The organism is Saccharothrix sp. ALI-22-I (assembly GCF_001984175.1).
Taxonomy (GTDB): Bacteria; Actinomycetota; Actinomycetes; order Mycobacteriales; family Pseudonocardiaceae; genus Actinosynnema.
Genome location: NZ_MTQP01000062.1, coordinates 173,403 through 197,221, shown reverse-complemented (window position 1 = coordinate 197,221; position 23,819 = coordinate 173,403). Strand labels below are relative to the sequence as shown.

23 protein-coding genes are annotated in these 23,819 nt (G+C 71.3%); 13 read left to right on the top strand and 10 right to left on the bottom strand.

The window, feature by feature from the left end:
* Window position 1 precedes the first annotated feature (1 nt).
* From ALI22I_RS22665 to ALI22I_RS22655, 3 genes are all read left to right on the top strand, one after another.
* Complete coding sequence (locus ALI22I_RS22665) at window positions 2–376, top strand: hypothetical protein (RefSeq protein WP_077007677.1); 375 nt, start codon at window positions 2–4, stop codon at window positions 374–376.
* Window positions 370–1,338, top strand: coding sequence for an ROK family glucokinase (locus ALI22I_RS22660; protein WP_077007537.1), 969 nt, complete (start codon window positions 370–372; stop codon window positions 1,336–1,338). The genes ALI22I_RS22665 and ALI22I_RS22660 overlap by 7 nt, the downstream gene beginning before the upstream one ends.
* A gap of 117 nt (window positions 1,339–1,455) precedes the next feature.
* Window positions 1,456–2,388, top strand: coding sequence for a sensor histidine kinase (locus ALI22I_RS22655; RefSeq protein WP_077007536.1), 933 nt, complete (start codon window positions 1,456–1,458; stop codon window positions 2,386–2,388).
* Window positions 2,389–2,560: 172 nt separating this feature from the next.
* Here ALI22I_RS22655 and ALI22I_RS22650 read toward each other — a convergent pair whose 3' ends face one another.
* On the bottom strand, window positions 2,561–3,046 hold the full coding sequence (locus ALI22I_RS22650) for a hypothetical protein (protein WP_077007535.1): 486 nt from the start codon (window positions 3,044–3,046) through the stop codon (window positions 2,561–2,563).
* Between the two features lie 202 nt (window positions 3,047–3,248).
* On the opposite strand from ALI22I_RS22650, the gene ALI22I_RS22645 reads away from it, so the two are divergent.
* From ALI22I_RS22645 to ALI22I_RS22635, 3 genes are all read left to right on the top strand, one after another.
* Complete coding sequence (locus ALI22I_RS22645) at window positions 3,249–3,980, top strand: lysophospholipid acyltransferase family protein (protein WP_077007534.1); 732 nt, start codon at window positions 3,249–3,251, stop codon at window positions 3,978–3,980.
* Between the two features lie 22 nt (window positions 3,981–4,002).
* Complete coding sequence (locus tag ALI22I_RS22640; RefSeq protein ID WP_077007533.1) at window positions 4,003–4,515, top strand: polyadenylate-specific 3'-exoribonuclease AS; 513 nt, start codon at window positions 4,003–4,005, stop codon at window positions 4,513–4,515.
* A 92-nt stretch (window positions 4,516–4,607) separates the two neighbouring features.
* Window positions 4,608–5,633, top strand: a complete 1,026-nt coding sequence (locus ALI22I_RS22635) for a 6-phosphofructokinase (protein WP_077007532.1) — start codon at window positions 4,608–4,610, stop codon at window positions 5,631–5,633.
* Window positions 5,634–5,769: 136 nt separating this feature from the next.
* Here the strand turns inward: ALI22I_RS22635 and ALI22I_RS22630 are convergent, their stop codons facing one another.
* Both ALI22I_RS22630 and ALI22I_RS22625 read right to left on the bottom strand, forming a co-directional pair.
* Window positions 5,770–6,126 carry a cupin domain-containing protein gene (locus ALI22I_RS22630; protein WP_077007676.1) on the bottom strand — a complete coding sequence of 119 codons (357 nt, stop codon included), beginning with the start codon at window positions 6,124–6,126 and terminating at the stop codon, window positions 5,770–5,772.
* A gap of 22 nt (window positions 6,127–6,148) precedes the next feature.
* Window positions 6,149–6,397, bottom strand: coding sequence for a DUF4242 domain-containing protein (locus ALI22I_RS22625; protein WP_143532364.1), 249 nt, complete (start codon window positions 6,395–6,397; stop codon window positions 6,149–6,151).
* A gap of 103 nt (window positions 6,398–6,500) precedes the next feature.
* On the opposite strand from ALI22I_RS22625, the gene ALI22I_RS22620 reads away from it, so the two are divergent.
* Window positions 6,501–8,207, top strand: coding sequence for an AfsR/SARP family transcriptional regulator (locus ALI22I_RS22620; protein WP_077007531.1), 1,707 nt, complete (start codon window positions 6,501–6,503; stop codon window positions 8,205–8,207).
* A 36-nt stretch (window positions 8,208–8,243) separates the two neighbouring features.
* On the opposite strand, the gene ALI22I_RS22615 is transcribed toward ALI22I_RS22620, so the two are convergent.
* Window positions 8,244–9,263 carry a DUF2891 domain-containing protein gene (locus tag ALI22I_RS22615; protein ID WP_202971048.1) on the bottom strand — a complete coding sequence of 340 codons (1,020 nt, stop codon included), beginning with the start codon at window positions 9,261–9,263 and terminating at the stop codon, window positions 8,244–8,246.
* 63 nt (window positions 9,264–9,326) lie between these two features.
* Between ALI22I_RS22615 and ALI22I_RS22610 the strand changes: the two genes are divergently transcribed.
* Entirely contained in the window at window positions 9,327–10,715 is a 1,389-nt protein-coding gene (locus ALI22I_RS22610; protein WP_077007529.1) for a class II 3-deoxy-7-phosphoheptulonate synthase, read from the top strand.
* Between the two features lie 80 nt (window positions 10,716–10,795).
* Here the strand turns inward: ALI22I_RS22610 and ALI22I_RS22605 are convergent, their stop codons facing one another.
* The gene (locus ALI22I_RS22605) at window positions 10,796–12,868 is read right to left on the bottom strand and encodes a Stk1 family PASTA domain-containing Ser/Thr kinase (RefSeq protein ID WP_077007528.1); all 2,073 of its coding nucleotides are present in this window, start codon (window positions 12,866–12,868) and stop codon (window positions 10,796–10,798) included.
* A 184-nt stretch (window positions 12,869–13,052) separates the two neighbouring features.
* Between ALI22I_RS22605 and ALI22I_RS22600 the strand changes: the two genes are divergently transcribed.
* Window positions 13,053–13,418: an Rv2175c family DNA-binding protein gene (locus ALI22I_RS22600; RefSeq protein ID WP_077007674.1), complete on the top strand. Its 366-nt coding sequence runs from the start codon at window positions 13,053–13,055 to the stop codon at window positions 13,416–13,418.
* A gap of 219 nt (window positions 13,419–13,637) precedes the next feature.
* Here ALI22I_RS22600 and ALI22I_RS49490 read toward each other — a convergent pair whose 3' ends face one another.
* Both ALI22I_RS49490 and mptB read right to left on the bottom strand, forming a co-directional pair.
* Complete coding sequence (locus tag ALI22I_RS49490; protein WP_077007527.1) at window positions 13,638–14,540, bottom strand: phytoene/squalene synthase family protein; 903 nt, start codon at window positions 14,538–14,540, stop codon at window positions 13,638–13,640.
* A complete protein-coding gene (gene mptB / locus ALI22I_RS49485) occupies window positions 14,537–16,078 on the bottom strand; it encodes a polyprenol phosphomannose-dependent alpha 1,6 mannosyltransferase MptB (protein WP_143532363.1) in 1,542 nt (513 codons plus the stop codon). The genes ALI22I_RS49490 and mptB overlap by 4 nt, the downstream gene beginning before the upstream one ends.
* Window positions 16,079–16,280: 202 nt before the next feature.
* Here mptB and ALI22I_RS22585 point away from each other — a divergent pair, with 202 nt between their 5' ends.
* Both ALI22I_RS22585 and ALI22I_RS22580 read left to right on the top strand, forming a co-directional pair.
* A complete protein-coding gene (locus ALI22I_RS22585; protein ID WP_077007673.1) occupies window positions 16,281–16,985 on the top strand; it encodes an ABC transporter ATP-binding protein in 705 nt (234 codons plus the stop codon).
* A gap of 31 nt (window positions 16,986–17,016) precedes the next feature.
* Window positions 17,017–17,742, top strand: a complete 726-nt coding sequence (locus ALI22I_RS22580; RefSeq protein ID WP_077007525.1) for an ABC transporter permease — start codon at window positions 17,017–17,019, stop codon at window positions 17,740–17,742.
* Here ALI22I_RS22580 and crtI read toward each other — a convergent pair.
* Window positions 17,675–19,168, bottom strand: a complete 1,494-nt coding sequence (crtI, locus tag ALI22I_RS22575; protein WP_077007524.1) for a phytoene desaturase family protein — start codon at window positions 19,166–19,168, stop codon at window positions 17,675–17,677. The two genes, ALI22I_RS22580 and crtI, sit on opposite strands and share 68 nt — an antisense overlap.
* 2 nt (window positions 19,169–19,170) lie before the next feature.
* The gene (locus ALI22I_RS22570; protein ID WP_077007523.1) at window positions 19,171–20,238 is read right to left on the bottom strand and encodes a polyprenyl synthetase family protein; all 1,068 of its coding nucleotides are present in this window, start codon (window positions 20,236–20,238) and stop codon (window positions 19,171–19,173) included.
* Between the two features lie 105 nt (window positions 20,239–20,343).
* On the opposite strand from ALI22I_RS22570, the gene ALI22I_RS22565 reads away from it, so the two are divergent.
* The gene (locus ALI22I_RS22565; RefSeq protein ID WP_077007522.1) at window positions 20,344–21,231 is read left to right on the top strand and encodes a methylenetetrahydrofolate reductase; all 888 of its coding nucleotides are present in this window, start codon (window positions 20,344–20,346) and stop codon (window positions 21,229–21,231) included.
* 100 nt (window positions 21,232–21,331) lie between these two features.
* On the opposite strand, the gene ALI22I_RS22560 is transcribed toward ALI22I_RS22565, so the two are convergent.
* A complete protein-coding gene (locus ALI22I_RS22560; RefSeq protein WP_083751931.1) occupies window positions 21,332–21,982 on the bottom strand; it encodes a DUF3153 domain-containing protein in 651 nt (216 codons plus the stop codon).
* Between the two features lie 105 nt (window positions 21,983–22,087).
* Here ALI22I_RS22560 and ALI22I_RS22555 point away from each other — a divergent pair, with 105 nt between their 5' ends.
* On the top strand, window positions 22,088–23,767 hold the full coding sequence (locus ALI22I_RS22555; protein ID WP_077007520.1) for a DUF885 domain-containing protein: 1,680 nt from the start codon (window positions 22,088–22,090) through the stop codon (window positions 23,765–23,767).
* The last annotated feature ends 52 nt before the right edge of the window (window positions 23,768–23,819 follow it).

The following is a 23,819-nucleotide window of genomic DNA, read 5'->3' as shown; positions in this document are numbered from 1 at the left end:
CGTGGACTCCAAGCTTGCCGACTCGAAGCTGGTCGAGGAGCTGCGCCTGCTGCTCGACGCCGCCGCCGAGCGGGCGCAGCCCTGGCTGCACCGGATGGCCACCGAGGACGAGCACGACACGCGAACGTGCGGCTGGTGCCCGGTGTGCAACGCGGTGGCGTTGGCGCGCGGTGACCGGTCGGAGCTGGCCGCCAAGGCCGCCGAGCACGTGGCGGGGCTGATCGCGGTGTTGCGTGCGGCGCTGGCCGAGCCGTCGTCCGCCGCGGATGGCGCCTTTGGTGACGTCGGCGACGTCGGCGAGGAGCGGGCGCGGCCGGAGAAGCCGCGCGTCCAGCACATCCCGGTGGTGCGGCGCGGCCAGGGGTCGCAGTGCTGACTGTCGGCGTCGACGTCGGCGGGACGAGCGTGCGTGCGGGTGTGGTCGACGGTGACGGCGCGGTGCTCGACACGGCGCGTGCGGCCACGCCCAGCGGTGAGGAGCCGTTGGAGGAGGCCATCTGCGCGGCTGTCGCCGAGGTGGCGTCCCGGCACCGGGTGTCGGCCGTGGGGCTGGCCGTGGCCGGGTTCGTGGCCTCGGACCGGCGGACCGTGCGGTTCGCGCCGCACCTGGCCTGGCGGCAGGCGCCCGTCGCGGATCGGATCTCGCAACGCGTCGGGATGCCGGTGGTGCTGGAGCACGACGCGAACGCCGCCGCGTTGGCCGAGCACCGGTTCGGCGCGGCGCGCGGCGCGTCGATCGCCGCCCTGATCGCGATCGGGACCGGGATCGGCGGGGCGTTGTTGATCGACGGGCACGTGTTCCGCGGCGCGTACGGGGTGGCGCCCGAGCTGGGTCACCTGCGGCTGGTGCCGGACGGGCGGCCGTGCCCGTGCGGCAAGAACGGGTGCTGGGAGCGGTATTGCAGCGGCACCGCGTTGAGCACGACGGCGGTCGAGCTGTTGGCCCGGCATCCTGGCCTGTCCACGGTGCTGGCGCGTGAGGCTTTGGGTGACTCGCGGGCGGTGACCGGGCGTCGGGTGGCGGGCGCGGCGCGCGACGGTGACCCGTTGGCGCAGCGCGCGATGGCGGACCTGGCGCGGTGGCTGGGTGAGGGGTTGGCGCTGGTCGCCGACGTGTACGACCCGGAGGTCGTGGTGATCGGCGGCGGCGTGTCGGAGTCCGCGCCGTTGTTCCTGGACGACGCCCGTGAGCACTACGCGGCCGTGGTGACCGGGGCCGGGCAGCGGCCGCTGGCCCGCATCCGGACCGCGCAGCTCGGTGACGACGCGGGGATCGTCGGCGTGGCCACGCTGGCGCGGGACGTGGCCTCGCGGGCGGCCCGCAACGGGCGACGCTGACGCCCGTCGCGCGTAGCATCGCGGAATGCGGACCTGCGACTCCGTGGTCGCCAACCGGGTGTCAGGGCCGCGTGACGACCACGTCCGCGCGCCCTGCATCGACCCGGTGGTGTCCGGATGAGGACGGGTGCGGCGCGCGGACATGTCGGCTTTTTCCACGAGACGGCGTTCTACGGCAGTGACGACGAGTTCCGGTCGATCGTGGTGCCGTTCCTGGACGGTGGTGTGTCGGCCCGCGAACCGGTGCTGGTGGCGTGCCGACCGGACAACGAGCGGCTGATCCGGGACGCGGTGGCCGACGTCTCCGGCATCGTCTTCCTGACCGGCGGCGGCCACTACGACCGGCCGACCGAGGCGATCCTGACCTACCGGAAGCTGTTCGCGTCGTACGCGGGCGTGGCGCAGATCCGGGTGGTGGGGGATGTGCCGCACCCCGGCGTCGGCGCGTCGTGGGACTGGTGGTCGCGGTACGAGGCGGCGGTGACCGAGGTCTTCGACGAGTTCCCGCTGTGGGGCCTGTGCCCGTACGACCTGCGCGTTACGCCTGCCTCCGTGCTGGCCGACGTCCTCCGCACCCACCCGCGCGTGGTCGGGGTGGACGGGACGCACCTGCCGAACCCGCGCTACAGCTCGGCGTGGACGTTGCCGTCCGCCGACCCCACCTCGCTGGAGACCGGACCACCCCTGGTCGAACTGACCGACCCGTCACCCGCCGAGGCCCGACGTGCGGTGACAACGGCGTGCGGCGCTGCACATCTGAGCCGGGACGAAGTGGACGACATCGTCTACGCCGCCAGCGAAGCCGTCACCAACGCCCAGTACCACGGCCGACCGCCAGTCCACCTCCGTGCGTGGGCCGGCCCGACCCACGTCGTAGTCGCCGTAACCGACCACGGCGACGGCCCGCAATCCCCCCTCGCCGGCCTGGTCCCCACCAACCGCACCGCCACCGCCGGCGTAGGCCTCTGGCTAACCCACCGCACCTGCCGCAACGTCACCATGACCCGAGACCCCAACGGCTACACCATCCGCCTAACCGCCGGCCCCTAACCCCACCCCACCCCCAGACCCCGAGAGTCGAACCCCGGACCGCGAACGTACGACTCTCGCGACCTGAACGTACGACTCTCGGGCGTGTCCAACGTTGGGAACGCGCGTGTCCAACGTTCGGGACGGGTGAGTTGAACGTTCGGGACGGGCTAGTTGTGCGGGTGGGGTGTGGTTACAGGACTGCGCCGTCGTCCCAGCCGGAGTCGGGCGGCGGTCCGCTGCGCATCCGCAGCACCAGCCACCCGGCCCCCGAGCACATCACGATCAACGCCAACGGCGTGCCGATCGCGCCGGTCAACCCGAACAGCCCTGGCGCCACCAGCAGCACCACACCCAGCACGATCACCAGCAACGCCGCGATCGTCCCCGGCCGCAACGCGGGCAACGGCGGTGGGTCCGGCGGCACGTAGTGGTCGTTCGGGTCGTCCGAGTCGGCGTCATCGTCGTCCGGCCCGTCCTCGACCGTGGCCACGGCGGGCTGCCCCTCGGGCCGCACCGGCCGCACGGGCTCCGCCTCGTCGCCTTCGTCGGGTTCGACCTCTTCCGACTCCGACCAGGCCTGCTTGCCCACGCCTTCGCGTTCCAGGCCCGCCACGATCTCGGCGAAGGTCGCGTCCACGTCCTCCGGGCCGTCGGTCGAGTCGCGTCGCGAGTTCATCGGCGTGCTCCAGCCCTCCAGGTCGTGAAGGCCAATCCTTCTGCCAGGTTCCATCGTCCCACGAGCCCGTTGTGTTGCGGATTACGGCAGCCGGTGGACCCTGGGACCGTACCGCCTCGGCGCCGGTCTTCGTTGTGTCTTGCGCCGTCGGCTCCGTAGGCTGGCGTCGGGGATCAAGCTCGTCGAGGAGGCGCTTCCAGCGGTGCTCTACTGGTTGATGAAACACATCTTTCTCGGGCCGCTCCTGAAGCTGTTCTTCCGACCCCGGATCATCGAGGGCGCGGAGAACATCCCCAAGGAGGGCGGCGCCATCCTGGCGAGCAACCACCTCGCGGTCTCCGACTCGTTCTTCCTCCCGTTGAAGCTGTCCCGCCGGGTCACCTTCCCCGCCAAGATCGAATACTTCACCGGCACGGGCCTCAAGGGCGCCCTCCAGCGCTGGTTCTTCTACGGCGTCGGCCAGGTCCCGATCGACCGGTCCAGCGCGTCGGCCGCCCAGGGCGCGCTCGACACCGGCGTGCGGATCGTGCGCGAGGGCAAGTTGCTCGGCATCTACCCCGAGGGCACCCGCTCGCCCGACGGCCGGCTGTACAAGGGCAAGGTCGGCGTCGCCTGGATCGCGCTGGAGTCCGGCGCGCCGGTCATCCCGGTCGCGATGTTCGGCACGGACAAGGCCAACCCCATCGGCTCGCGGATGTGGAAGCCGTACCCGATCCGGATCAAGATCGGCAAGCCGTTGGACTTCTCCCGCTACGAGGGCCTGTCCGGCGACCGGTTCGTGCTGCGGTCCATCACCGACGAGATCATGTACGCCCTGATGGAGCTGTCCGGCCAGGAGTACGTCGACGTGTACGCGGCCAAGGCCAAGGAGGTGCAGGCCGCCCCGCAGCCCGCGAAAGAGGTCGATCGGCTGCCCGAGACGAAGGCGGGCTGATCCAGCACCCTAGGGTGGTGGGGTGCGGTTCTTCTACGACTGTGAGTTCATCGAGGACGGGGTGACGATCGACCTCGTCTCCATCGGAGTGGTCGACGAGGAAGGCCGCGAGTTCTACGCCGTGTCCACCGAGTTCGACCCGGCCAAGGCCGGTCCGTGGGTGCGCGCCAACGTGCTCAACCAGTTGCCGTCGCCGGCCAGTCAGGCGTGGCGCAGCCGGGAGCGGATCCGCAACGACCTGCTCGACTTCCTCGGCGGCCCCAAGGCCAACCGGGACGACATCGAGCTGTGGGCGTGGTTCGCGGCCTACGACCACGTGGCGTTGGCGCAGCTCTGGGGCCCGATGCCGGCGCTGCCGCGCTGCCTGCCCCGGTTCACCCGCGACCTGCGCCAACGCTGGGAGGACGTGGGCAAACCGCGGCTGCCGCAGGCGCCCTCGGACGCGCACGACGCGTTGGCCGACGCCCGGCACAACCTCGCCCGGTGGAAGGTGATCGAGAGCGAACGCCTGCGCAAAGGTTTCGCACTCCGGTAACAGTCCGGTAATTGGACCCCTCACTTGCTGCACCGATCCAGCGCGTGTCAGTCTTGGGTGACCCACGCCACGAGAAGAGATTGGCTAAGCAAATGCGCATTGGTGTGCTCACCGGCGGTGGCGACTGCCCCGGCCTCAACGCGGTCATCCGCGCTGTGGTCCGCAAGGGCATCGAGGCCCATGGCTGGGAGATCGTGGGGTTCCGGAACGGATGGCAGGGGCCGATCGAGAACCTGACCAAGCCGGTCGGGCTCGGTGAAGTCGAGGACATCCTCACCAGGGGCGGCACCATCCTCGGCTCGTCGCGCACCAACCCGTACAAGGTCGAGGGCGGTGTCGACCGGATCCGCGAGAACCTCGCGGCTAACAAGGTCGACGCGCTGATCGCGATCGGCGGCGAGGACACCCTCGGTGTGGCCAAGCGGCTGACCGACGACGGCATCGGCGTCGTGGGCGTGCCGAAGACCATCGACAACGACCTGGGCGCGACCGACTACACGTTCGGCTTCGACACCGCCGTGCACATCGCCACCGAGGCGATCGACCGGCTGCGCACGACGGCCGAGTCGCACCACCGGGCGCTGGTCGTCGAGGTCATGGGCCGGCACGCGGGCTGGATCGCGCTGCACTCGGGTCTGGCCGGCGGCGCGAACGTGATCCTGGTGCCGGAGCGGCAGTTCAGCGTCGACAAGGTGGTCGAGTGGGTGGAGCGGCGCTTCGAGCGCCAGTTCGCCCCGATCATCGTGGTCGCCGAGGGCGCCATGCCCGAGGGCGGCGCGGAGGTGCTGCACTCCGGTGAGAAGGACGCGTTCGGCCACGTTCGGCTGGGCGGCATCGGCACGTGGCTGGCCGAGGAGATCGCGGAGCGGACCGGCAAGGAGTCCCGCGCGGTCGTGCTGGGCCACGTCCAGCGCGGTGGCATCCCGACCGCCTACGACCGCGTGCTCGCGACCCGGTTCGGTCTGCACGCGGTGGACGCGGTCGCGGAGGGTGACTTCGGCGTCATGGTCGCGCTGCGTGGCACGGATATCGTCCGGGTGAAGCTGGCCGAGGCGACGGCGGAGCTGAAGACCGTTCCGATGGAGCGTTACGCCGAGGCCGAGGTCTTCTTCGGCTGATCGACACCTGTCCGCCCAGGCGCCCCGAACGTTGCGTTCGGGGCGCCTGACGTTTGTGCGGGTGTTCTGAGCGTTGAACTCGGGTGTTCTGAGTGTTGGACACGCGCGTTCTGGGGGTTGGACACGCGGGGCGGGGTTAGCGCTTGGCGTAGTCGCGTAGGCCGGTGAAGTCGACCATTACGCAGGGTTCGTTGCCGACGATCCAGGCGTCGTGGCCGGGTTCGATCATGACGGCGTCGCCGGGGCCGGCGTCGGCTTCGCTGCCGTCGTCCATGACGACGTGCATCCGGCCGGACAGGACGTAGCCGGTGTGGAAGGACTGACACGAGTCGGTGCCCGCGATCGGCTTCACGTCGTTCGACCACTTCCAGCCGGGTTCGAACTCGGCTTTGCCGACGGTGGTGTCACCGACGGTGACCAGGTCGACGTGGCCGTGCGGGAACTGCCGCACCTCTTCCGGTTCGGTCAAGCTCTTCGCTTCGAGTACAGACATCGTCATCCCTTTCTCAGCGTGGTCAGCCCTGCACGACGGGGTAGATCTCGTCCGCCACGAGGCCGTGCGCCTCGCGGTGCACCCGGTGCGCCGTCTCCGCGTCCGGCGCCTCGACCAGGCAGAAGACCTTCCCGTCCTTCTCGTCGACCCAGTAGTGGAGGTACTTGACGCCGTACTGCTCTTGGGTCCGGAGATCGGCGGCGTGGGCGTCGGCCACGTCCTTGGCGCCGGCACCCTCGGGGAGGCTGTTGTGCACGTCCATGAACAACATGGCGTCCTCCTAATACGTGGGGTAAGAGGCGGAGGCTAGCCGGCGAGGTGTTCCCAAAGCGTTCCCACCAGCGTTCTTGTCGCGCCGGACGTATGGTTCCGCCATGCCAGCCACCTGCCGGGTGCGTGTTCTGGGCAGGTTTTCCGTCACGGTCGACGGCAGACCCGTCCCTGGCAACGTGTGGCGGAACCGGCGGGCGGCCGACGTGGTGAAGCTGCTGGCCGTGGAACCCGACCACCGCCTGCACCGCGAGCAGGTGATGGACCGGCTGTGGCCGGATCTGCCCGTGGAAGCGGCGGGGGCGAACCTGCGCAAGGCGCTGTACTACGCACGGCGTGCGCTCGGGTGCGCCGACGCGGTCCGGTGCGAGGGGCGGCTGCTGACGCTGTGGCCGGCCGGGGTCCTCGACGTGGACCTGGAGCGGTTCGAGCGGGCCGCCGACGCAGCGCTGGCCTCGGGTGACGCCACGAAATGCGCGCTCGCCGCCGCCGAGTACCACGGTGACCTGCTCGCCGACGACCGCTACGAGTGCTGGGTGGCGGAGCCGCACGAGAAGGCCAAGAGCCGGTACGTCGCCCTGCTGCGGGCCGCCGGCGACTGGACGCGGGTGCTCGAACTGGACGAGACCGACGAAGAGGCACACCGCGCGGTGATGCGCCGGCACCTGGCCGCCGGCAACCGCCGTGAGGCGCTGCGCCAGTTCGAACGACTGCGGCACGCGCTGCGGGAGCGGATCGGCGTCGGGCCCGACGCGGAGACCATCGCGCTGTACGAGTCGGCGCTGGCCGTGGACGCGGCCGACCCGCCGTCGCCGTCGCAGCGGGCGGCGGTGGCGCTGGCCAACGGTCTCGTCGCGTTCGGGCGGCGCAACCTCGCCGAAGCCGAGCGGCTGGCGAGGCAGGCGCGGGTGCTGGCGCTGGACGCGGACCTCGGGCACGAGCTGGGGGAGGCGTCAACGCTGCTCGCGCTGGTCGCGCACGCGCGGGGGACGTGGCACGAGCTGTTCCGGGAGGAGTTCGCGGACTCCGTGCGGCACCAGACGCGGCCGGAGGTCTACGACGCCCACCTGTGCTTCCAGGAGTTCTACCTGTACGGACCGGAGGGGCACGAGGGCGCCGAGGCGTTCGGCCGGGACCTGCTGGACATCGCGTCACGGGCGGGGTCCGCCTCGGGCCGTGCGCTGGCGTACCTGCTGCTGGGCGAGTTCGCGTTGCTGTCCGGGCGTCGCGACATCGCGGTGACCACGCTGCGGTGGTCCCTGAGCGAGGCCGAACGCGCCGGGTGCGTCTCGGCGCAGTCCCTGGCGCTGGAACGCCGGGCCGAGGCCGAGGCCCGACGAGGCAACCGCGCCGCCGCCCGCGCCGACCTCGACCGCGCGTTGCCGCTGGCCCGGTCGTCCGGGATTCCGTCGCACCTGGTGATCCGCGTCCACGGGGTCCGCGTGCTCGCCGCGGAGAGCCTCGGCGGGGCGCTCAGCGCGATCCGGGAGGCGGAACGCTGGCTCGCCGAGGCCCCGCACGTGTGCGACCCGTGCTCCATGGGTTTCCGGATCGCGGCGGCGACGTCGTGCGCCGGCGCGGGCAACCCGAGCCGGGCCCGGCTGCACCTGGCCGAGGCGGAGCGGATCAGCGGGCTGTGGCAGGGCGGCCCGTGGCCGGCCGCGCTGTGGGAGGTGCGCGCCGAGGTGCGGCGCGCCGAAGGCCAGCGCGCCCAGGCGGCGGCGCTGTTCCTGGAGGCGGCCGAGCAGTTCGCGGCGATGCGCCGACCGCTGGAGGAGAGCAGGTGCCGGGCCGCCGCCTCCTCCTGCTAACCGGTCTCAGCTGGTCTCAACCGGTCTCAGACCGCCTCAGATCGCCTTGAACGCACCGAGGTGCAGGTAGGCGGCGAAGGTGCCCAGCCAGTGCTCGGCGTAGTAGCCGTGGCCGAACACGTACCGCCAACCGGTCTCCTGGTGCTCCTCGGCGGCCGTGCGGGCCAGGTGGGCGTAACGGTGGTCCGCGGGCAGCGCGTCCGCGATGGACCGCCACTGCCACGCCCGCGACAGCGCCAAGCCCACCAGGTGCGAGCCGTACGCGTCGCCCGGGTCATCCACCGGCACCGGCTCGCACAGCACCTTCCAGCGCGCCTCCTCCAGGTTCGGCAGGAACGCCTCGAACCACGCGGTGAACTCGTCGGCCGGCAGCACCCGCCGCACCAGGTCCGCCTCGGTCAGCGCGGGCGACAGGAAGTCGGCCGCGTCGGGTTCGAACCCGCCGTACCCGACGTCCTCCCGGTGCCACCGCAGCGCGGCCTCCTCGCACGCCGTGGCCAACTCCTCGTCACCCACGGCGCGCGCCGCGTCGAGCACGAGCCCGGTCGCGAACGCGGTGTTGCCGTGCGTGCCGGTCCGGATCGGCAGCCGCGCGCTGGTCACCTTGGCGAGATACCGGTCACGCAGGACCGTGCTCAACGGCCGCAGCGCTTGCGCCCACGGCGAACCGCAGGTTCGGAGCTCCGCATCCAAGACCAGCAGCCAGGCCCACCCGTATGGGCGTTCCCAGAACCCGCCGCTGGGGCCGGCGAAGAACGCCGCCTCGGTCTCCGCGTGCTCCGCGGTGATCAACGAATCGAGCGTCCGACGGGCTTCCGCCGCGCCCTCGACCTCCGGTCGCAGCCGCAGCAGACGAGCCGCCAACCAGGTCTGATGCACGCACGAGTGCCAGTCGAACGACCCGGCGAAGATCGGGTGCAGGGTGCGCTGCGGCACCAGTCCAGTGGCATCGGTGACGACGTGCGACCAGTGCGTCGGGTAGTCCCGGCGGATGTTCTCCACCGCCGTCGACAGCAGCCTGGCCACCGTGTCGTCATCCATTCGGGTGTCACGCATGGTCCACATCCTGCACAGCCGGACCCGTGCCCGTCTCTCTGCGTGGACAGCTATCTTTAACGTGTGAACTGGACCGTGGACGTGCCCGTGGACACGCTTCCCGAGCTTCCGCCCCTCCCGCCCGAGATGCGCTCGCGGCTGGACGACGCGCTGGGGCGGCCCGCCGCACAGCAGCCGGAGTGGCCGGACTCCGAGCAGGTGCGGCGAGTGCGGGCCGTGCTGGAAAGCGTGCCGCCGATCACCATGCCCGCCGAGATCGACCGACTGCGCGGCAACCTGGCCGAGGTCGCGCGCGGCGAGGCGTTTCTGCTGCAGGGCGGCGACTGCGCGGAGACGTTCGCGGACAACACCGAGCCGCACATCCGCGCGAACATCCGCACCCTGCTCCAGATGGCCGTCGTGCTCACCTACGGCGCCAGCCTCCCGGTGGTGAAGATCGGCCGCATCGCGGGCCAGTACGCCAAGCCGCGCTCGTCCGGCATCGACGCGCTCGGCCTGCCGTCCTACCGCGGTGACATCGTCAACTCGCTGGTCGCCACGCCCGAAGCGCGGGTGCCGGACCCGTCGCGGATGATCCGCGCCTACGCCAACGCGGGCGCGGCGATGAACCTGCTGCGCGCCGTCACCAGCGCGGGCATGGCCGACCTGCACCGGCTGCACGACTGGAACAAGGACTTCGTCCGCCAGTCGCCCGCGGGTGAGCGGTACGAGGCGCTGGCCGCCGAGATCGACCGCGGCCTGCGGTTCATGTCGGCGTGCGGCGTGAACGACTCGTCGCTGCACACCACCGAGATCTTCGCCTCGCACGAGGCGCTGCTGCTGGACTACGAGCGGTCGCTGCTGCGCCTGGACGTGCGCGACGACGAGCCGAGGCTGTACGACCTGTCGTCGCACTTCCTGTGGATCGGCGACCGGACCCGGCAGCTGGACGGCGCGCACATCGCGTTCGCCGAGCTGCTGTCCAACCCGATCGGCCTGAAGATCGGCCCGTCGACCACGCCGGAGATGGCCGTCGAGTACGTCGAGCGGCTCGACCCGCACAACCAGCCCGGCCGGTTGACCCTGATCAGCCGGATGGGCAACGGCAAGGTGCGCGACGTGCTGCCGCCCATCATCGAGAAGGTCACCGCCTCCGGCCACCAGGTCATCTGGCAGTGCGACCCGATGCACGGCAACACCCACGAGGCCTCCACCGGCTACAAGACCCGGCACTTCGACCGGATCGTGGACGAGGTGCAGGGCTTCTTCGAGGTGCACCGCAGGCTCGGCACGCACCCCGGCGGCATCCACATCGAGCTGACCGGCGAGGACGTCACCGAGTGCCTGGGCGGCGCACAGGAGATCTCGGACATCGACCTGGCCGGCCGCTACGAGACCGCCTGCGACCCGCGGCTGAACACGCAGCAGTCGCTGGAGCTGGCGTTCCTGGTCGCGGAGATGCTCCGCAGCTGACCGCACACCGCTGAGAAGGCCGGTGGCCCCCGACTCCACGAGTCGGGGGCCACCGCCGTTCCAGGGCTGGTCGGACGGGGTCAGACGGCGATCAGCGTGATCTTGGTGTCCTTCGGCACGCGCTCACCGGCCCGCACCGACTGGTTGATCACGCGGGCGTTGTCGCGGTCGTTGAACTGCACCTCGACCTTGAAGCCCGCGTCCTCCAGGATCTCCTTGGCTTCCTTGACCCGCTTGCCCTCGACCTGCGGCACGGTGATCACGTTCGCCGACACCACGACGGTCACCCGCCGGTTGTTCGGGGGCATGTTCGTGCCCGCCGGCGGGTCGGTGCGGATCACCTTGCCCGGGCCGACCTTGTCGGAGGACTCCTCCCCGCCGTCGACCGGCTCGAACCCGGCCGCGCTGAGCTCGGCGAACGCCTCGTCCTTCGACTTGCCGGTCACGCTGGGCACCGGTTTGGGCTGGGAGCCCTTGCTCAGCACGATCGTCACCGTCGAGCCGATCGGCACCTGCGTGCCGGGTGCGGGCTTCAGCGTCACCACCTTGCCCTTGGGCACGCGGTCGCTGAACGCGTCCTCGGCGGGGTCCAGCTCGGACTTCAACCCGACCGACGCGATCTCCTGCTCGGCCGCCGCCACCTCGACACCCGCGTTGACCTGCGGCACCACCGGTTTGCCCGCGGACACCACGATCCGCACCAGGTCGTCCCGGGTGAGTTCGGTCCCGGCCGGCGGGTCGGAGCTCAGCACCTGACCGCTGGGCACGGTGTCGCTGTTCTCGGTCCGCAGCGTGTACTTGAGCGCGGCCTCTTCGATCATCGAGGTGGCCGTGGCCTCGTCCTTGCCGATCACGCTCGGCACGGTCGTGACCCGACCGATCGCGAACCACCAGCTGCTGATGCCGATGATGATCGCGGCGACGACCACGACGCTGAGCCACGTGATGAACTGCCGCTTGCTGCGGGCCCGCATCTCCTCGTACAGCTGCTCGGGCGTCTTCTTCTTCGGAGGTCTCTTGGCGCGCACACGGGCCGGCGCGGACAGCGGCGCGGACTGCGGCGCGGCGGCGTTGAGGCCGGCCGGCGGCAGGAAGTCCGCCCGCGGGATCGCCCTGGTGCCCTGGGGACCGGCCACCGTCGGCACGAGCGGGTTGGGCCGCTGCACCGGCACGGTCGGGTCCGCGAACGGCGCGCCGGCGCCCACCCGCACCGGCTCCACGCGCAACGTCTGCTCGGCCGGGCTCGGCGGCGCGGCCACGTGCTGCGTCGCCTCCTCCGCTGCCGCCGCTGCCACGGGCATCGGCACGTCCACGCCGGCGATGCCGAGCTTCGCGCGCACCGTCTCCACCTCGGACAGGAACGACTCGGCGTCCGCGGGCCGCAGGAACGGCTCCTTGCGGGTCGCGCGGCGCACCAGCTCGGCGACCTCGGCGGGCACGCCCGGCACCACCGGCACCTCGTCGTTCACGTGCCGGTAGGCGACCGAGATGGCGTTGTCGCCCACGTACGGCGGCGTGCCGGTCAGCATCTCGTAGAGCAGCACGCCGGCCGAGTACACATCGCTGCGCGCGTCCGTGGTGCCCGTGGTGACCTGCTCGGGCGAGAGGTAGGCGACTGTGCCCAGGATCATCGTGTCGCTGGTCACACCGACTGTGGACACCGCCCGGACGAGGCCGAAATCGGCGACTTTGACCGTTCCGCCCGGACCGATGAGCACGTTCTCCGGCTTCACGTCCCGGTGTACGAGGTCGGCCCGGTGCGCGGCCGCCAGCGGTGAGAGGACCTTCTCGATCACCGTGAGTGCCAGCGGCACGTCCAGCTTGCCGCGCGAGTTGAGCAGGTCGCGCAGCGTGCCGCCCTCGACCAACTCCATCACCAGGTAGACCCGGTCCTCGTCCACGCCCTGGTCGTGCACCTGCACCACGCCAGGGTGGTGCAGTTTCGCCGCGGCCCGCGCCTCGCGCTCGAACCGCGCTACGAACTGCGGGTCGGCGGAGAACCTGGGGTCCATGACCTTGATGGCCACCGTGCGCTCAAGACGTGTGTCCACACCTCGGTACACGGTGGACATGCCGCCCCGCGCTACCAGGGTGCCTACCCGGTAGCGTTGTTCGAGCAGCCCGCCGATCACGTTCGTCGCCGACCTTTCCACAGCCGTGAATCGTACGGTGGGTGGTGCCGACCGATGCTGTGCGCAGGAGCATCTCACGCGCGCGTGTGGGATCGGCGTCAAAGTCCGGTGAAACAGGGGGTGTCCGCAAGCCAACCCCCGGGTGTACCGCCACCACCCGGTTGGCGCAGGGCGTCGTTCCCGGCGTTGTGGCATCGTGACGCACGTGAGTGCGATTCCTGCCGCTGCGGATGTGCTGGCTCCCGACCTCGAGGTCCTGCCCCTCGCCGAGGTCGCCGAGCGTCTTGCCCTACCGATCAACCGTGTCCACCAGTTGCTGCGCGACGGCCAACTGCTCGCGGAGCGCCGGAACGGTGTCCTCGTCGTCCCCGCCGAGTTCCTCGCCGCCGGAGGCGTGGTCAAGGGGCTGCCCGGCACCATCACGGTGCTGCGCGATTCCGGCTTTTCCACCGATGAGATCCTGCGGTGGCTGTTCACCGAGGACGAGACCCTGCCCGGCACGCCCATCGAGGCGTTGCGCGGCGACCGAGGCCGTGAGGTGAAGCGGCGGGCACAGGCCCTGGGTTTCTGACCAGCCGTTTCTGACGAGCCCCTCACCACCCGACGACCAGCGACGTCCGGGCGGCGCCCTTCACGGGAGTCGTCCGGACGTCGCGTTTCCGTGCCGTGCTCTTGTAGCCATGCTTCGCAGGCGTCCCCGCCAGGGGACCCCTGTCTTTATCCTGCCGGCGGGGTCTGACAATTCGGGGCCGGTAGAGGGCGGCCTGTGGACAACCGTTCCGAAGAGGCCTCAGCGACCGGTGACCCGGGCCATCAGCGCCCGCGCGAAACCGGGCACGGCCACCGCCAGCCGCCGTGAGTTCGGCACCGCCACGCGCCGGTCCAGCACCTGGTAGTCGGCCGCCGCGATCTCGTCCAGGATCCCCCGGTACAGCGTGAGCGCGGTCCGCACGCACGGCCGCGACACGGGCCGCAGCATCGGCACACCCACCGCGGCCTCCCGGTACACGGCGAACGTGTGCGCGACGAGGTGCTGGAACGCCCGCCGCACCCGCTGGTCCGACTGGCCGGTCCGCCGGCACCGCACCAGCAGCTCGCGGTCCACGCCGTACGCCGCCAGCACGTCCTCGGGCAGGTAGAGCCGCCCCCGGTCGAGGTCTTCGCCCACATCGCGCAGGAAGTTGGTCAGCTGGAACGCCCGGCCGAGCGCGGCGGCCGGCGGTTCGGCTTCGGCACGCGGCACGACCGTCCCGAACACCGGCAGCAGTTGCAGCCCGATCACCGCCGCCGACCCGTGCACGTACCGCTCCAGCGCCGGGAAGTCCGGGTACGACGTGACGGTCAGGTCCATCCGCATCGACGCCAGGAACTCGGTGAACAGCGAGGGGTCGATCGAGTACCGGGCCGCCGTGTCCACCAGAGCGGCGAGCACCGGGTGGCCGGTGGGACGACCCGCCAGCTCGTCGGTCAACTGCGCTTCCAGCAGCTTCAGCTCGGTCGCCGGGTCGGCCGACTCGCCGCTGTCCACGATCTCGTCGGCCCACCGCGCGAAGCCGTACAGCGCGTGCACGGCGGGCCGTTGTGCCGGGCTGAGCATCCGCGTGGCCAGGAAGAACGTGCGGCCGTGCCTGGCGTTCAGCTCGCGGCAACGGGCGTAGGCCGCGGTGACGTCCGGTGTGGCGAGGTCCGTCACTCGTACCTGCCGGACAGCTTCAACGGGTCGGGCCTGGTCAACGACACGCACGCCAGGGCGGACACCACCGCGACCATCGCCAGGTAGACCCACGAGTACAGCGCCGTGTCGCCGTTGGGGAAGGTCACCAGCAGCATCCAGGTGGAGAAGAACGCCGCCGCCTTCAGCCCGGTCGTGGTCCACGGCAGCGCCGCGGCCATCACCAGCGGCCAGCTGAAGTACCAGGGCAGCGTGGCGGGGGACAGCAGGGCCACGGCCAGCATGGTGATCGCGGCGCGCCGAACCGCCTCCGGCCCGCCGTCCTGCGCGGCCCGCCACTGCCGCCACGCGATGTAGATCAGCAGCACCGAGCCGAGGCCGCGGGCGATGGTCATGAACCAGCCCGGTTCGACCCGGACGAACCCGCTGACCACGGTGTGCGCGAAATCGCCGACCGCGCTGGGCAGCGACAGCCAGTTCACGATCGTGGACGACGAGCTGAGCGCCGGTATCCAGCCCAGGTCCAGGCCGGACACGACGGTGGTGGCGGCGAACACCGCGACGAACGTCACCACGCCGCCCGCGATGGCCTTGCCGAGCTGCGCCCTCCGCGTGCCGTCCAGCCGACGCGCCCACACCAGCACCAGGAACGGCAGCGCGACCACGGCGGTGGCCTTCACCGCGAACGCCAGCGTCACCACCGCGATGCCCAGCACGTGCCTGCGGTCCAGCACCAGCAGCACGCCGGCGGCCAGCAGGCCGACCATCAGCAGGTCGTTGTGCGCGCCACCGATCAGGTGCACCAGCATCAACGGGTTCGCCGCGGCCACCCACAGCGCGATCGCGGGCCGTCCGCCGAGGTGGCGGGTCAGGCCGGGCAGCGCCCAGCACAGCAGCGCCAGGCCGACGGCCAGCACCATCCGCATGATCACCACGCCGCCGATGACGCTGCCGTTGGTCACCCACACCACGCCCTGGGCGAGCATCAGGAACAGCGGCCCGTACGGCGCCGGGGTGTTCTGCCAGACCCAGCTCACGTTGTCCGACAGCGGGCTCTGCAACACCGCCGGCCCGACCGAGTAGGGGTCCAGGCCGTTGAGCGCGAGTTGGCCCTGTGCCAGGTAGCTGTAGATGTCCTTGCTGAACAACGGCGGCGCGAACAGCAGCGGCAGCGTCCAGGCCACGATCGCGGTGAGCACCGCGGCGCTGCCGACGTGCCCGTTGCGCACCATCCGGCCCAGCCGGATCCACGACCAGATGACCATGCCGAGGCCGACGTAGAGCACCGCGTTGGCGAGGTCGTGGCCGTGGCCGTACCGGATCCAGCTCAGCGAGGTGTCGGCGAGCAGCGGGTCGTGCTTGAGGATCGCGCCCGCGCCGGTGCCGCCCAGGGCGAGCAGCATGACGCCGCCGACGCCGAGCAGGATCGTGCGGATCGGGATGCCGCCCGGATCGGGCCGGTCCGACCGGTCCGCGTGGTCCCGCACCGGGGTAGCCGACGACCGCACCGGCTCGACAGGTGCGGCGCTCGATCGTGGAAAGGACGGGGTCGCGGCCATCGCGGCAACATCGTCGCACAGCGGCGGGAGGCGCCGACATGTGATGGCGCAGTCTGGTGACAGGCTCGTAACACCCGGAGCGATCTTCGCACGGGCGGGTCACTCGGGCGAGTGACCACATGGAGTATTCGCCACCCGGATCGGGATCGGTTCCACCTGCGTGGACCTGTTCGACAGCCCGGTGGAGGTGATAATTCAACACATGTCCAACGCGGTCAGCGTCGATCGCCTGCGCGTGGTGCGCGGTGGTCGTGAGGTCGTGCGCGGTGTCGGTTTCGACGTGCCGCGCGGCTCGGTCACCGGGCTCCTCGGGCCGAGCGGGTGCGGCAAGACGACGTTGCTGCGCGCCGTGGTCGGGGTCCAGGTGGTGGCGTCGGGCGGGGTGACCGTGCTCGGGCACCCGGCGGGCAGTCCGGTGCTGCGCAGGCGGATCGGCTACTCGACGCAGAGCCCGTCGGTGTACGCGGACCTGACCGTGGCGGAGAACCTGCGCTACTTCGCGTCGATCCTGCGGGCGCCGCGTGGTGACGTGGACCGGGTGCTCGAAGAGGTCGGTCTGAAGGGCAACGTCGATCAGCTCGTGACCACGCTGTCGGGTGGCGAGAAGAGCCGGGCGAGCCTTGCGGTGGCGTTGCTCGGCAAACCCGAGGTGATCGTGCTGGACGAGCCGACCGTGGGCCTGGACCCGGTGCTGCGCGAGGAGCTGTGGCTGCTGTTCCACCGGCTCGCCGACGCGGGCGCGGCGCTGCTGGTGTCCAGCCACGTGATGGACGAGGCGGCCCGGTGCGACCGGCTGCTGCTGATGCGGGACGGCGCGCTGCTCGCCGACGACACCCCGGACGCGCTGCGCGCGCAGACCGGGACGCCGGACCTGGAGCAGGCCTTCCTGGCTCTAGTGCGGCGATGAAGGGGCTACGGCGATGAGGGGGGTTGCGGCGATGAACACCCTGGCCACCGCGAAGCGGATCCTCACCCAGCTCCGGCACGACCACCGCACCGTGGCGCTGATGGTGCTGCTGCCGTCGTTGCTGCTCGTGCTGCTGCGATACGTCTTCGATTCCGAGCAGGCGTTCAGCCGGGCCGCGCCCGCGCTGCTGGGCGTCTTCCCGTTCACGATCATGTTCATCGTCACGTCGATCACCACCCTGCGGGAACGGCTCACCGCCACGCTGGAGCGGTTGATGACGATGCCGATCGGCAAGATCGACCTGCTGCTGGGCTACGCGCTGGCGTTCGGCCTGGTGGCGGTGGTGCAGGTGGCGGTGGCGGCCACGGTCGCGTTGACCTGGCTGGGGCTGGGGATCAGCGGCTCGGTGTGGCTGCTGCTGGTGATCGCGGTGCTGGACGCGCTGCTCGGCATGGCCTTGGGCCTGTTCGCCAGCGCGTTCGCCCGCACCGAGTTCCAGGCGGTGCAGTTCATGCCCGCGATCGTGATGCCGCAGGTGCTGCTGTGCGGGCTGTTCGTGCCGCGTGACGAGATGGCGACGGTGTTGGACCGGGTCTCGGACGTGCTGCCGCTGTCCTACGCGGTCGACGCGTTGACGCAGGTCACGACGTCGTCCGAAGTGGACGGCACGCTGATCCGGAACCTGCTGGTCATCGCCGGGTGTGCGCTTGTGGCCTTGCTGCTGGGCGCCGCGACCCTGCGCCGACGGACCCCGTGATCCGCTGGGCGGCGAGCCTGCCCGAGATCAGCACCGGCGGCACCCCGACACCGGGTGTGGTGCCGCAGCCGGCCAGCACGGCGTTGTCCAGCACCAGGTTGCGCGGCCGGAACGGGCCGGTCTGGGCGAACGTGTGCGCGGCCGAGAACGGCGTGCCCGCGGCCAGGCCCATCGCGGCCCAGTCCCGCGGCGTGACCAGGTGCTCCACCTCGATCGCGTCGCCGAACCCGGTGAGCCCGCGTGCCTCCAGCACGTTCACCAGCTCGTCGCGGTAGGCGGGGCCGACGCGTTCCCAGTCGATCGGGCCGGTGCGCAGGTTCGGCGTGGGCGCCAGCACGAACATGCCCTGCCCCGGCGGCGCGGTGACCAGCAGCGACGGGTCGCTCATCAGCGTGCCGCGGCGGGTCAGCTCGTCGAACGTCCGCTCCCACTCCCGGCCGAAGAACAGGGTGTGGTGCGCCAGCTCCGGCCACGTCCGGTCCACGCCCGCGTGCAGCACGACCGCGGACGGCGACCACGTCATCGGCACCGGCCGGCGCGGGCGGTGGCCCAGCAGGCGGTACGACATCGGCAGGTCCGGGGTGAGCACCACCGCGTCGCACGGGATGCGCTCACCGTGCGTGGTGCGCACGGCGGTGACCCGGCCGCCGATCCGCTCCAGCCAGGCGACCGGGGTCTGGAAGCGCAGGTCCGCGCCCGCGTCCCGGGCCGCAGCCGCCAACGCGTCCGGCAGCGCGCGCATCCCGCCGTCCGGGTAGTAGACGCCCGCGATCGTGTCCATGTACGCGATCACGGCGTACGCGGCGAGGGCCTTGCGGGGCGGCACGCCCGCGTACAGCGACTGGAACGAGAACACCCGCTGCAACCGCTCGTCACGCACGAACCGCGCCACCGACGGCCCGAGCCGGCCGAACCCGCGCAACGCGGCCAGCTTCGCCAGGTGCGGCGTGAGCAGGGACAGCGGCGAGTCGAAGTTCGCCCCGATGAACGAGTCGCGCTCCACCCGGTACAGCTCGGTCAGCCAGCGCCGCAGCGCCCGGTACCCCTCGGCCTCGCGCGGACCGGCGAACCGGCGCACCTCGGCCTCCATCGCCTCGGCGTCGGCGTGCACGTCCAGCGTGCTGCCGTCGGCGAACCGGGCTTTGTACGCGGGCTTCACCGGACGCAGGTCGAGCCGGTCGTGCAGCGAGTCGCCGACCGCGTGCAGCGCCTCGTCCACCAGCTCCGGCATGGTCAGCACGGTGGGTCCGGTGTCGAACCGGTACCCGCCCAGGTCCAGCCGCCCAGCCCGGCCGCCGGGGACGGCGTCGCGCTCGACCACGGTGACCCGGCGGCCCGCGCCGAGCAGGTGCAGTGCCGCGGACAGCCCCGCCAGGCCCGCGCCGACTACGACGACGTGGTCCGTCCGGCCGGTGACCGTGCGCATCGTCAGGAGGTCCGCTTCGTGGCGCTGATCGCCAGCTCCGCCAGCCGCTCACCGGCCGGTTCGGCGATCGGCGCGCGTTGCAGGGCCTTGAGAGCCGACTCGGTCAGCTCGGCGATCCGCTCCTCGACCGCGTCCACCGCGCCGACCTCGCGCAGCCGCGCGCGCACCTCGTCCACCATGGCCACGTCCAGGTCGGGACGGCCCAGCGCCTCGTGCAGCACGTCCGCGCCGAACTCCATCCCCAGGGCGACGAGCAGCGTCCGCTTGCCCTCGCGCAGGTCGTCACCGGCGGGCTTGCCGGTCACCGCCGGGTCGCCGAACACGCCGAGCAGGTCGTCCCGCAGCTGGAACGCCACGCCGATGTCGGTGCCGAACGAGCGCAGGCCGTCCACCAGCTCCGGTGAGCCGCCGCCGATCGCCGCGCCCATGTGCAGCGGCCGTTCGACGGTGTACGCGGCGGTCTTGAGCCGGTCGATGCGCAGCGCGGCGTCCGGCGAGCTGTCGCCGCGCGCCTGGGTCAGCACGTCGAGGTACTGGCCGGCCAGCATCTCGGTGCGCATGTCCCGCCACGGCAGGCTCAGCCGCTGCAGGGCGTCGGTGGGCAGGCCGGCGGCGAACAGCATGTCGTCCGCCCAGGCCAGCGCCACGTCGCCGATCAGCACCGAGGCGGCCAGCCCGAACCGCTCCGGTTCGCCCAGCCAGCCCTCGGCGCGGTGCTTGCGCTCGAACCGGACGTGCACGGTCGGCATCCCGCGTCGGGTTTCCGAAGCGTCCATCAGGTCGTCGTGCACCAGCGCGCACGCCTGGATCAGCTCCAGCGAGCTGACCGCGGTGAGCACGGACTGCGCCCACTCGCCGTCCGGGTCGCCACCCGCGGCCCGCCAGCCCCACCATGCGAAAGTGGGCCGGATGCGCTTGCCTCCGCCGAGGACGAAATCGGCCAGCGCGTCCACGGCGCTGGTGAAGTTCTCCTCCATCCGCGCACCCAGTGCCCGCCGGTCGGCGAGATAACCTGCCAACGCTTCGTCGACGTGCTTGGGCAGTTCGAGGTCCAACGGGTGGGGCGGCACCCGTCTATGGTCACCTCTGCCGCCCCCGAGTGCCCAACCGGGGGGCTCGTCTCATCAAGTGAAAGGGAACTCCCACTGTCCGGACCTACCTCTAGGCTTACCGGCATGACGTCGGTGGTCGAACGCCTGCGCGGGGGTTCCCCCGTCTTCTCCGTCGAGTTCTTCCCGGCTCGTGACGAGGCGGAAGAGGGCGTGCTGTGGCGCGCGATCCGCGAGTTGGAAGCCTTCGACCCGGCGTTCGTGTCCATCACCTACGGCGCCGGCGGCTCCTCGCGTGACCGCACGATCCGCACCACGGGCCGGGTGGCGCAGGAGACGACCCTGCTGCCGATGGCCCACCTGACCCTGGTCGACCACTCGGTGGCCGAGCTGCGCAACGTGATCGGCTGGTACGCGGCGGTCGGCGTGCGCAACATCCTCGCCGTGCGCGGCGACCCGCCCGGCAACCCCAACGGCGAGTGGGTGCCCCACCCCGAGGGCCTGACCTACGCGGAGGAACTGGTCCGGCTGTGCCGGGAGCTGGGCGACTTCTGCGTCGGCGTCGCGGCGTCCCCGTACGGCCACCCGCGGTCGACGGACCTGGACGAGGACACGAAGTACCTGGTGCGCAAGCTCCGGGCGGGTGCCGACTTCGCGATCGCCCAGCTGTTCTTCGAGCCGGAGGACTTCCTGCGCCTGCGTGACCGCGTGGCCGCGCAGGGTTGCGACACCGTGCTGTTGCCCGGCCTGATGCCGTTGACCTCGGCCCGGACGCTGGTGAAGACGGTCGAACTCTCGGGCGCGCCGGTGCCGCCTTCGGTGGCCCGTCGACTCGACCCGTTCGCCGACGACCCCGCGTCGTTCCGCAAGGCCGGCATCGACCTGGTGACGGAGGTGGGACAGCGGCTGCTCGCCGAAGGCGTCCCGGGCCTGCACTTCTACACCCTGAACCGCTCCAAGGCGACCCGCGAGGTAGTAGCCCGCCTCGGCCTCGTCCCCGCCCGCGCTGTGTAGGATTGCGCCGCCTCCGGCGACGCGGGCTCGGTCGCCTGGAAGTCGCGACCTCGCGTGGTGGTCGCCGCAACCGCGGTGTGGCTGCACAGCGTGATGACAGCTATGCGACCTGGCTGCGACGGTGGGCGACGATGGCGAGGATCAGCACGATCAGGGCCGCGCTGCCGGTCAAGGCGGCCACCAGCATGGTCCAGCCGAAGTAGGACACCGAATTCTCGCCGGCGTACCGGGCCGTCGCGGTCAACATCGAGGCCTGGCCGGGTTTCGGGGACCACGCGATGGTCGAGTTGTCCTCTTCTCGCCCGTTCGTGTCGACGATTTCACCCGGGAAGCTGATCTTCACCTGGATGTCGGCACGCTCCGGCGGCACCTGGGTCAGGTCCACCGATCCCGACAGCGTCACCAGGTCGCCCGACCGCCGGAACGAGAGCTGGTAGCGGCTCGACGACGCGCTGGTCGCCAGCGACAGCGCCCGGACCTCCTCGAAGGTCAACCCGCTGAAGGACAGCTGCGTGCCGACGTAGTCGTCCACCTTGTACGGCTTGGTGGAGACCCGGCTGGCCAGCTCGTTCGGCACCTTCAACTGCGGGCCGGGGTCGTTGTCCTGGGTGGGCGGCGTGGCGGCGGTGATCTCGCCGGACACCCGGTCGTCCTGGGACAACGCCATGGCGGCGTGCAGCCGGACGCACCCCGTCAGCGAGAACAGCGCGAGGAGGAACACCGGCAGGAGGAGCGCGGAGGCTCTGGACACCAGGTCATCCTGCCGGCAGCGGTCAAAAGTTGACTGCCGGGACACGGTCGTGAGCCTGGCTAATTACCTGTTGGGGGGACACGGCCCGCAGGTAACGTGCGGCGTATGTCAACCTCCTCCGCCGGTGTGCACGGCATCAGCAACCAGTTCGTAGCCGACTACGCGGCGGCGGACCCGTTGACCGCGACGTTCATCGGCAAGCCCGGCCACGACGAGCGGCTGACCGACTACTCGCCGGAGGGCCACGCCGTCCGCAGGGAGCTGGCGCAGCGCGCGCTCGCCGCCGTCACCGCAGCGGAGCCGGCGGACAAGTCGGAGGCCGACGCGAAGGCCGTGTTCCAGGAGCGGATCGGCCTGGAGGTCGAACTGCACGAGGCCGGCCTGATGGAGGGCAACCTCAACGTCATCGCCAGCCCCGTGCAGTCGCTGCGCGAGATCTTCGACCTGATGCCCACCGAGACCGCCGACGACTGGGCCGTGATCGCCAAGCGGCTCACCGCCATGCCGGACGCGGTGGCGAACCTGCGCACGGGCTTCTCCTACGCCGCCGACAAGGGCCACGTGTCGGCGTTGCGGCAGGTCACCCGGGTCGCCGAGCAGTGCGACAAGTGGGCGGGCCGGTCCGGTGGCCAGTCGTTCTTCGCCGGCCTGATCGCCGACGCGCCCGTGGACGGCGCGCTGCGCACCGAGTTGGAGGCGGGCGCGAAGGCCGCCGCCGAGGCGTACGGCGACCTGGCCGCGTTCCTGCGCACCGACCTCGCGTCCCGGGCGCCGAAGAAGGACGCCGTCGGCGAGGACGTCTACCGGCTGTGGTCGCGCTACTTCACCGGCTCCCGCCTGGACCTGGCCGAGGCCTACGAGTGGGGTTGGGCCGAGTTCATCCGCATCGAGACCGAGATGAAGCAGGTCGCGAACCGGATCAAGCCGGGCTCGACCCTCGCCGAGGCCGCCGCCGCGCTGGACGCGAACCCGCGCTACCTCGTGCACGGCAAGGCCGGCCTCCAGTCGTGGATGCAGCAGCTGTCCGACAAGGCGCTGATGGACGTGCGGGACGTGCACTTCAAGCTGCCCGACGAGCTGATGAAGCTGGAGTGCCGCATCGCGCCGCCCGGTGGCCCCGTCGGCGCCTACTACACCAGCCCCACGCCCGACTTCAGCCGCCCCGGCCGCATGTGGTGGTCCGTGCCGGACGACAAGGAGGAGTTCTCCACCTGGCGCGAGGTCACCACCGTCTACCACGAGGGCGTGCCGGGCCACCACCTCCAGATCGCCACGGCCGTCTACCAGGCGGAGAAGCTCAACGAGTTCCAGCGCCTGCTGTGCTGGGTGTCCGGCCACGGCGAGGGCTGGGCCCTGTACGCCGAGCGGCTGATGCGCGAACTCGGCTACCTGGAGGACGACGGTGATCTGCTGGGCATGCTCGACGGGCACCTGTTCCGCGCGGCCCGCGTGATCATCGACATCGGCATGCACCTGGAGCTGGAGATCCCCAAGGGCACCGGCTTCCACGAGGGCGAGCGGTGGACCCCGGACCTGGGCCTGGAGTTCATGCTCACCCGCACCATCACCGAGCCGGCGCACGTGCACGACGAGATCGACCGCTACCTCGGCTGGCCCGGCCAGGCCCCGTCCTACAAGCTCGGCGAGCGGCTGTGGCTGGCGGCCCGCGACGACGCCCGCGCCCGGCACGGCGACGCGTTCGACCTCAAGATCTTCCACACGGAAGCCTTGGAGATGGGCGCCATGGGGCTGGACACTCTTCGTGAGCGGCTCGCCGAACTCTGACGCGCGCGTTGCCCGGTGGCCTCGGCCTCACGCCGGGGTCACCGGGGTTGGT